Raw genomic sequence first — 1,193 nt, 5'->3', positions numbered from 1 at the left:
ATGTTTGCAGCTACAGCGGCAACAATAGTGTCTGGTGCTGTTGCAGAGCGTATTAAAATTGGCCCATTCATGATGTTTACAGTTATATATGTTGGTTTAATTTATCCAATAGCTGGTTCATGGAAATGGGGTGGTGGTTTCTTAGATATGAGAGAAACACCTTTTTATGATTTTGCAGGTTCTACTTTAGTGCACTCTGTAGGTGGTTGGGCTGCTTTAGTAGCAGTTTGGTTACTTGGTGCTAGAATTGGTAAATTTGATAAACAAGGAAAACCACAAGCTATTCCTGGTCATAATATACCTTTAGCTACAGCTGGTGTATTAATACTATGGTTAGGTTGGTTTGGTTTTAACGGTGGTTCTGTATTATCTGCAGATCCTGAGTTAACATCATTAACATTAGTAACTACATGTTTAGCTGCGGCTGCAGGTGGTGTAGTGTCTGCTTTTGTATCATTCTTACGTTATAAAAACTTAGATTTAACTATGTTTTTAAATGGTATTTTAGGTGGTTTAGTTGGTATTACTGCAGGAGCAGATCAAATGACACCTGAAGATGCTATAATTATAGGTGCTGTTGCTGGTGCTTTAATTGTATTTGCCGTTAGTTTTGTAGATAGAATTAAATTAGATGACCCTGTTGGTGCTATTGCTGTGCATTTAGTGTGTGGTATTTGGGGTACTTTAGCGGTTGGTTTATTTGGTGCGTTAGCAGGAGTAGATCAGTTTATTAGTCAATTAGTTGGTGTGTTGTCATACGCAGCTATTTGTATACCATCTGCATTCTTAATTTTCTTTATCATGAAGAAAACAGTTGGTATTAGAGTTTCTGAAAAAGAAGAGCTTGAAGGATTAGATGCTCATGAGCATGGTATGGATGCTTATGCCGATTTCAGAATGAATGAACATTAATAAAATTTAGATTATTATATAGTTAGTAAAAAGAGGCTTCTTATTTTTGTATTTTTAAGAGCCTCTTTTTTTATTTAAGGTATTAATACTTTTAAATTAACCCTAACTTAGAGGTATTTTAAACCCCAAGTGCAAGCTTGGGGTTTTTTCTTTTGTGGTTTTACTATTTTAAATTGTAACCTAACTATATGTTTTATTGTTAAAATGAAAGTGTTTTTATGTTATATGGTATATTTTAACTTTTTATATGTAAAAAACATTATAAAAAACAATGAATATGT

1 protein-coding gene is annotated in these 1,193 nt (G+C 33.2%); it reads left to right on the top strand.

Annotation, left to right across the window (positions count from 1 at the left end):
- A partial coding sequence (locus FUA24_RS00275; protein WP_148539583.1) for an ammonium transporter occupies positions 1–912 on the top strand: 912 nt, incomplete at its 5' end.
- Between the last annotated feature and the right edge of the window lie 281 nt (positions 913–1,193).

This window comes from Seonamhaeicola marinus (genome assembly GCF_008085455.1).
The sequence above is the reverse complement of the archived record's forward strand: the minus strand, read 5'-3'. Positions and strand labels throughout refer to the sequence as shown.